This is a genomic window from uncultured Nostoc sp., assembly GCF_964245575.1.
Taxonomy (GTDB): Bacteria; Cyanobacteriota; Cyanobacteriia; order Cyanobacteriales; family Nostocaceae; genus Nostoc.
The window spans coordinates 1-7799 of the sequence record NZ_CAXTNP010000187.1; the positions used below are offsets into that span (position 1 = coordinate 1).

7 protein-coding genes are annotated in these 7799 nt (G+C 37.8%); 3 read left to right on the forward strand and 4 right to left on the reverse strand.

The window, feature by feature from the left end:
- Positions 1 to 1453, reverse strand: a 1453-nt coding sequence (locus tag ACFFAP_RS25355) for a lipopolysaccharide biosynthesis protein (RefSeq protein ID WP_375513808.1), incomplete at its 3' end; no start/stop codon positions are given.
- A 655-nt stretch (positions 1454 to 2108) separates the two neighbouring features.
- Between ACFFAP_RS25355 and ACFFAP_RS25360 the strand changes: the two genes are divergently transcribed.
- Positions 2109 to 3371 carry a glycosyltransferase gene (locus ACFFAP_RS25360; RefSeq protein WP_375513809.1) on the forward strand — a complete coding sequence of 421 codons (1263 nt, stop codon included), beginning with the start codon at positions 2109 to 2111 and terminating at the stop codon, positions 3369 to 3371.
- A 446-nt stretch (positions 3372 to 3817) separates the two neighbouring features.
- Here ACFFAP_RS25360 and ACFFAP_RS25365 read toward each other — a convergent pair whose 3' ends face one another.
- Positions 3818 to 4138 carry a DMT family transporter gene (locus tag ACFFAP_RS25365; protein ID WP_375513810.1) on the reverse strand — a complete coding sequence of 107 codons (321 nt, stop codon included), beginning with the start codon at positions 4136 to 4138 and terminating at the stop codon, positions 3818 to 3820.
- A gap of 408 nt (positions 4139 to 4546) precedes the next feature.
- On the opposite strand from ACFFAP_RS25365, the gene ACFFAP_RS25370 reads away from it, so the two are divergent.
- Positions 4547 to 4996, forward strand: coding sequence for an Hsp20/alpha crystallin family protein (locus ACFFAP_RS25370; protein WP_375513811.1), 450 nt, complete (start codon positions 4547 to 4549; stop codon positions 4994 to 4996).
- A 228-nt stretch (positions 4997 to 5224) separates the two neighbouring features.
- Here the strand turns inward: ACFFAP_RS25370 and ACFFAP_RS25375 are convergent, their stop codons facing one another.
- Entirely contained in the window at positions 5225 to 5539 is a 315-nt protein-coding gene (locus tag ACFFAP_RS25375) for a ferredoxin (protein WP_375513812.1), read from the reverse strand.
- 142 nt (positions 5540 to 5681) lie between these two features.
- Positions 5682 to 6521, reverse strand: coding sequence for a uroporphyrinogen-III synthase (locus tag ACFFAP_RS25380; RefSeq protein ID WP_375513813.1), 840 nt, complete (start codon positions 6519 to 6521; stop codon positions 5682 to 5684).
- Positions 6522 to 6807: 286 nt separating this feature from the next.
- Between ACFFAP_RS25380 and ACFFAP_RS25385 the strand changes: the two genes are divergently transcribed.
- A complete protein-coding gene (locus ACFFAP_RS25385) occupies positions 6808 to 7719 on the forward strand; it encodes a S1C family serine protease (protein ID WP_375513814.1) in 912 nt (303 codons plus the stop codon).
- Positions 7720 to 7799 lie beyond the last annotated feature (80 nt).

The following is a 7799-nucleotide window of genomic DNA, read 5'->3' on the forward strand; positions in this document are numbered from 1 at the left end:
GAAATATATAGAACAATAACCCGAAATATACTAGGGTCATTACAACAGAATAGATAATTACTATCTCCCATAATGGTAAACTGTTTCCAATACTAATTTTTATGCCTAATACTACGAGACTTGCTACTACAGATGATATGAATGTTTCTTTGATTACTTGCAACACATCAAGAATAGTGATTGATGTGCCTCGTGTTGCAAAATAGATGCAAGGAACTGCCTGTAAAAGCATCGCTATGGCATAAGACAAAGCAACTCCAAATGCTTGATGTGGCAAACCTATAAAAAATGATATTACAAGCCAGGAAGAAGACAACAAACCCCATTTTAACATAGAATCACTTCTGCCTCTGGATATATACAGCCAACCTGTAGTATTACAAATAGGTTGAACTAATGCGGATATGCTTAACAATCGAAAGATTGTGCTAGCATCCCGCCATTGGGAACCAAGAAGAAATACAATAATCTCTTCTGAAGCCACTATCATAAAAGTAATAGTTGGCATGGTAAAAAAAGCAATCATTGAAATAGCTTTGAGGTAATAGCGGCGAAATTTTTGTGGTTCGTGTTGTAATCTACTTAGACCAGGAATGGCGACTGCAGTAATTGGTGCATTAATCTGATTAATCGGCAGAAGTAACAATTGATAGGCCTTAGCATATAGACCTAATTGCTGAGCGCCCCAGAATCTTCCGATAAGAACATTATCAAGATTTCGCGCAAAGTAATTAATAGTTGAGAACCCAGTGAGATTTCCTCCAAAAGCCAGCATTGAGCCTATTCCTGATTGCCAAGCAGGTGCGCTGGGACGCCAAGTGCAGGTCATCCAGAGTCCGATAGTGTTGACAAATCCTGAAACAAGTGGAAAAATCACTAATGACCAGTAGCCAAGTCCACATAAGGCAGCAATGATTGCAGCTATGACACCAAATAACATAGCGATAACATCATTTAACATCAATGCCTTGTAGTGCATCTGACGATTGAGCAAGGCATTGTGCTGAACACTTAACCCACTAAAGATGAATCCAGATAGCAGCGCCAGAGTAATCCAAATCAAACGGGGTTCGTGATAAAACCAAGCAATTACTGGTGCGAGTGCTAAAGCAACCAGTGTAGTAAATACACTAAGTGCTACGTTCACCCAAAATAAGGTACTGACTTGCTGATGATTAATCTCTTCCTTCTGAACAGTTGCCATCGACAATCCTAAGTCTTTGAATAAACTGACAAACCCAATAACCGCAGTTACCATACCTATCAATCCGTAATCCTGTGGTGTCAATAATCTGGCTAACACTACATTAGATATTAAGTTCAAGCTAAACTTAAAAACTTGGGCACCCATAGTGACTGCACCACCACGAACAGAACGACCTTTAATATCTGCTTTCAGGTGATCTGTATTAAAATAATCGTCGTGTTTTTTATTAAAAAAGAAATTTTTCATAAATGTGCTGAGGTAGTGGCTGGCTTCAACTTATTTTTATTCCAAAAACTGTATTATTTCATCTGACTTTTCACGCTATGTGGAAAAGGCGATTTTAACGTTTTCTCAAGCCCCGATTTTTTTGTTTATTATTGTCATTAATTTTAAGCTATTGATAATCAACCTATGGAAAAAGTAACGTATTTTCGTTGTTTGAGGACTTACCGTGAAAAGTCAGATTAAATAATACAGTTTTTGACAACTTATTTGGATGTTCTTCATTAAGTAAAACTAATAAAATCATACAATAAGCGGTCGCTCCCAGATTTATCAATACAATTTGTTGTTGCTGTTTAAAAAAATAATTCGTTTTGTCACACTTGCAGCATAGATTTGCCATAGATTTGTCAAATAGATGTGCAACTATCAGCATGAAGATGTTTATTTGCATAAGGTTGCAATTAAAGAATCACGGTGAATCACAGTTAGTATAAATCCAGTGAAACGGATATTAAAAAATCTGGAAATCACATGGAGAAGATTTAAAAGAGGATTAGCAGGAGAGCCATATCTATTGTAATGTCATACAAACAAAAATAGGAATAGCTTACAAAACTAACTGGATCATCTGATAAGTTACAAACAAAAATTTTTGAAAACTTCAGGTAAGCCTATTATGAAAATAGCCTTGATGATTAATTGCTTCCCAGTTTTATCCGAAACTTTTATCTTGGATCAGATAACAGATTTACTGGATCGTGGGTATGAAGTTGATATTTATGCTGAAGGAGTTTTTAATACTGTCAAAATACACTCAAAGGTGGTAAAATATAATATTTATGAGCATATATTCTATTTAGGAGAACCTAAGAATCGCCTTTGGAGAATTGTCAAGGCGTTTAAGTTATTAATTTATCACTTAATCCGAAGAAATAATTGGCAAAATTTTCTGCTTATATTAAGTACCCTTAATGTTTTCAAATATGGGAAAATCTCTGCGTCATTCACCTTATTTTATGCAACTGCTCACCTTTTAGATAAACGTCCAGTATATGACATTATTCATTGTCATTTTGCTCCTAATGGTATCAAAACTCTAATATTGCGAGAACTGGGTTTAATTGAAGGCAGAGTAATTACAACTTTTCATGGTTATGATGTCAATAAAAATTTCATGAGGGAATATGTGCAAATGTATAAGCATATTCTTTGTCTTGGAGATTTATACACTGTTAATACAACTTTTACAGGTAACAAGGCTATAGAATTAGGTTGCCCGCCAAATAAGATTTTTAAACTTCCTGTAGGTATTGACATATCACAGTATAACTTCCAAAAAAAAGTACTTCACTCTAACGAAACTATCAAAATTCTCACAGTTGCAAGATTAGTTGAAAAAAAAGGTATTGAATATTCAATTAGGGCAGTAGCCAAGGTTTTGAAAAATTATTCAAATATTGAATATAAAATCATTGGTGAGGGTTATCTTCGTAAATCACTAGAGAAGCTAACCACCCAACTTAAAATCACAAATAAAGTTAAATTTTTAGGAGGGCAAACACAAGATGAAATCCGCCAGATTTATGCTGATTCTCACATTTTTATTCTGTCAAGTGTAACTGCCTCTGATGGAGATAAAGAGGGACAAGCACTAGTTTTACAAGAGGCGCAAGCTATGGGATTGCCAGTATTATCTACATTGCACAATGGGATTCCTGATGGTGTGCTGGATGGGAAATCAGGTTTTTTAGTTCCTGAAAAGGATGTGAACGCTTTAGCTGACAAATTAAGTTATTTAGTCGAGCATCCAGAAACTTGGTCAAGTATGGGTTTAGCAGGTAGGTTATTTGTGGAAAAAAATTACGATATTAATATGTTAAATGACAAATTAATTGAAATTTATAAAATGATATCCGATCCGAATCTGATATGTAAGTAAATCGGCGGGAAAATTTCCAACTATGTAACGAAAAATTGATAACTCTGATTTGAGTTAAATTTAATACGCTGTGTACTATCACCTCTTTGCTAAAGTATCAAAAGTCAATTAATTGTGGGCTATATTTAACGAGGTTTACTATAATTTTAAGATAATTTAGCTAAGTCTGATCATTTTACTTTGCTCGCGGAAGAATAAAAATTGCTGCTGTATTCACTACAACAGCAACAAGCAGAATGATCATTTTTGGTTTATTTACCTCTTCTATTTTAACATTGACGAGGTATTTTTTATTTCAGGCGATTTCAAGGCTTATTTTTTCGGCTAAAGCAAAGAGACTCTAATGATAACTGATTAGCCGGATCCGATATAACGGCAAGCTATTGCCTATCTCTGCTTTTATTTTTGAATCAAAAGATACTTTTGTGGACTCATACCTATTTCATTTATTGGCTTGCATTTATGCCAATTACCCCCATGATTATTAAGGCGATCGACAGAAGTTTCATAAATGTGGCAGATTCACGAAACCAGAGAATACCAATAATAGCAACTAAGACAGTTCCCAATCCAGCCCAGACAGAATAAGCCACACTCACTTCAAGTTTCTTGAGAGCAAGGGTCAAAAAAGTAAAACAAAGTCCATAGAAGACAATTATTAATATGGAAGGGCCTATTTTAGTAAATCCTTGCGATAACTTCATGCAAGTTGTACCTGAAACTTCAAAGACGATTGCGGCGATAAGGTAAATCCAACTTGTTGACATATCTATTATCAGCAGTTTGTGAGGAGTCTCTTCTTATCTTATCTCTGTGAAATTAAAAAAAATACAACGAGTCGAATTATTATCATTATTCGCGTGAATATACTAAACATTTGTAGGATAAGCTACGCATTGGAAGCTTTGAGCGCAGAGGCGTGGTAACACTTATACCCACGTTTTAAATACAATTGCTATATTTAAAGTCTGCTTTTGTCGAACTTCCCGAACCCCAATAGTTCAGTTTACCGTACATTTCTAGTAAAGATATTTCTGGATCGGCAATCATCATAACTCAGGTGATAAAAACCGAATTTACTCCACTTTCATTTTTAAATACTATGAGAACAAAGCAAGGAATCAAATCCTCAATTAGTTAAACAGCAAAGAATACTGATTATCTAAGGTAGAGATATGACATTAGTACGTTTGAACCCCTGGCAAGAATTTAACGCGATACAACGTCAAATCAATCGCTTATTTGATGAAGATACTTTGCCAACTGCATTTTTGGATAGAGGTTTATCCAGAGTTCCGGCTGCTGAGTTAAAAGAAACTGAAGATGCAATTTTTCTGTTGCTAGAACTTCCGGGAATTGAAGCTAAAGACTTGGATTTGCAAGTTACAGAAAAAGCTGTATACCTGAGGGGTGAGCGGAAGTCTCAAGCAAAATCTGAAGATAAAGGTGTGATCAAAAGCGAATTCCACTATGGTAAATTCCAACGTGTAATTCCTTTACCTGCTCGGATTCAAAATACCAACGTCACGGCAGATTATAAAGATGGCATCTTGAACCTGACGCTACCCAAAGCTGAAGAAGAAAAGAATAAAGTTGTCAAAGTTAATCTAGCATCATCTGGCTAATTTCAGCTTTATATCTGCTAGCTATCTATTAAACTAAGTAAAAAGCGCTCTCCAAAAGGGGAGCGCTTTTTAGTGTGAATTACTCAGCCTATACAGATTTATTAGGAAAGTGCAAAATTTTAAATCTTTGATAGTGTATTATACACTAATCCAGATTTTAGGTGCGCTAGGACGAATATTATAATGCACCCAACAAAACTTGCTCTTGATTAAATCCACATTTCTTAGTTAACCATTAAGCGCTTCTTCTTTATAGGTTTCGATTACACAATCAGAAGTGGGGCGGGCAACGCAGGTGAGAACCCATCCTTTGTCCATTTGATCGTTGTCTAAGAAGTTCTGATCTGATTGGTCAACTGTACCTGAAATCAGCTTCCCGGTGCAGGTAGAGCAAGAACCAGCGTTACAGGAATAGGGCAAGTCAAGCCCATTTTCCTCGTTAGCGATCTCTAGGATGTACTCATCATCAGGAACTTCAATTACGTGTTCACCTGCGTTTTCTTCACCTTCTGGGATACGTAATGTAACCTTGTAAGTTGCCATGTAAAAATTCCTAACTCATATAAACTCCATATTCGATACTACGGGTTTATGTGCTGCTAGTCTAGAGTCGATTGTGGTTGACTGTTTTAGATTCTCAAGCAGTTGGGGCTAGTTTACATATACCAAAAGCTTCAGACCAAAATCACACAGAAAAAAATGTTGCGATCGCTTCAGCAAATCCCTCAAATGAACTATAATCCTTGGACACGGTAGAGACATTCATACCCAACTTTTGGGCATTAGCAGTTGTATAAGGGCCAAAACACGCAATAATACAACGTTCATAGTCGCTTTGCGAGTTAACCATTGTCAAAAAGCTTTCTACTTCCGCCGTGCTACTAAAGGCAATTACATCGATCATTCCTTGACGCATCAGGTTCAATTCAACACCGTAGATACTTGTGTCTAAACCCTGTGTAATATATGTGGGAACGGGAGTTACTTCTATGCCTAATTGCTGCAAATCCGTAATTAAATTAGGTATAATATCAGGCTCAGGCAAACCAACAATTTCTGGAGCCGGGAGCAGCACTTTTTTCTTGTGAATTTCTGGTAGTTTCGCTAGTTCTGCTACAATTCCGGCTGGGCTAGATTCTGTTGGGATTAAATCGACTTCGCCACAAAAAGATGATAAGCTTTCTGCGTCTTCTCCTAAAGCACATAATTGACATTTTTGTACCACAGATACGGGAATATCTAAATCATTCATCCGGTGAAAAAATGCAGTGATACCGTTTCTACTGGTGAAGACAATCCAATCAAATTCGTCTATGTGGTTTAGAGCAGTATCTAACTTAGTGTAGTTTGACAAATAGCAGGTTTCGATAGTAGGCATAAAAACAGGTAAACCACCTTGTTTGATGATTTGTTCAGCTAACCTATAAGCATAATTTCTCGGTGCTGTGACTAAAATTCTCTTGCCATATAGAGGTAATTCTCTAGATGGAGTGAGCAAGTCGATTTCTGTTGATTGGGTGTGCATTTATTTATCTGTCATTTCATTGCTATTCCACTTTAGAACGCAATAGGCTTGGTATTCGTAATATTTTGCCCCGGAAGATCCCCCAATCCCCGATAAATTGGGGGGCTAATTTTCTCCTTTACCCCCTTTTTAAGGAGGTCGCCACAGGCGGGGGGATCTTATCCGAACTGTATTGATATGAATCCTAGCCATTTTTCTAGGATGAATTCTCCCCATTTTTCCGATGTCATCTGTGCATACAAAACGGCACGATATGAACATCTAAGAACGTTTGCGAAAAAATCTTATGTCTTCATTACTAGACCTGTCCAACAGTTTAGCTGACACCGTAGAACAAGCTGGGAATGCTGTGGTTGCTGTAAATGGGGGTACACGTCGTTCCCCAAGCGGCATTCACTGGCGTAATGGTATCATTGTTACCTCTGATGAGTCCCTCCAGCGCTATGACGACATCACCATTACTCTATCAAATGGTAGCACTGCACCAGTAACACTCATTGGTCATGACTCTAGCACCGATATCGCTGTTTTTAAACTAGAAAATCTAGAAATACCTGTGGCAAAAGTTGGCAATGCCAAAACGCTAAAAGTTGGTCATCTGGTGTTAGGACTGGCAAGAGGTAGCGAAGGTGACTTAAGGGCGGCGATGGGTACGGTGAGTGTAGTTAGCGGTGCTTGGCGGAGTATGAGTGGCGGAAATATTGACCAATTCATCCGCCCAGACATTACCCTTTACTCTGGTTTTGCAGGTGGGCCGCTGGTAGATGCTGCTGGTTTTGTGGTAGGCATGAATACATCGGGGCGGCGTGGTACTGCTCTGACTATTCCTAGTGCTACAGTCGATCGCGTGGTTGATCAATTAGTAGCAAAAGGACGCATTTCAAAAGGCTACTTGGGTGTGGGAATGCAACCAGTACGTTTACCAAATAACCTGAAAACTGCTCTCAATTTAACTTCTGCAACTGGAGTAATTGTCGTTAATGTTGAGCCTTCCGGGCCTGCTGACAATGCAGGTGTGCTGCTTGGCGATGTTTTGGTAAGGTTCGATGGCGTAACTGTGGGCGATACAGGTGATGTACTGGGGCTACTCAATAGTGGCGATCGCATTGGTAAACCTGTCAACGTGCAAGTTGTCCGGGGTGGAGTGTTAGTTGAGTTAGCGATCGCAGTTGGTGAACGACCTACTAAGGAAGAATAATCCAATTTGGGATGGGTTTAACTAGCTCTGTCAAAATTTATCTAAATTTTCTATTCATTTGAGCCTCTGAACTCGGAACT

What these genes read in the sequence shown, in the direction of transcription:
- ACFFAP_RS25385 (WP_375513814.1), top strand. Translation starts at nt 6,808, where the DNA reads ATGTCTTCATTACTAGACCTGTCCAACAGTTTAGCTGACACCGTAGAA.
- ACFFAP_RS25365 (WP_375513810.1), bottom strand. Translation starts at nt 4,138, where the DNA reads ATGTCAACAAGTTGGATTTACCTTATCGCCGCAATCGTCTTTGAAGTT.
- ACFFAP_RS25380 (WP_375513813.1), bottom strand. Translation starts at nt 6,521, where the DNA reads ATGCACACCCAATCAACAGAAATCGACTTGCTCACTCCATCTAGAGAA.
- ACFFAP_RS25375 (WP_375513812.1), bottom strand. Translation starts at nt 5,539, where the DNA reads ATGGCAACTTACAAGGTTACATTACGTATCCCAGAAGGTGAAGAAAAC.
- ACFFAP_RS25370 (WP_375513811.1), top strand. Translation starts at nt 4,547, where the DNA reads ATGACATTAGTACGTTTGAACCCCTGGCAAGAATTTAACGCGATACAA.
- ACFFAP_RS25360 (WP_375513809.1), top strand. Translation starts at nt 2,109, where the DNA reads ATGAAAATAGCCTTGATGATTAATTGCTTCCCAGTTTTATCCGAAACT.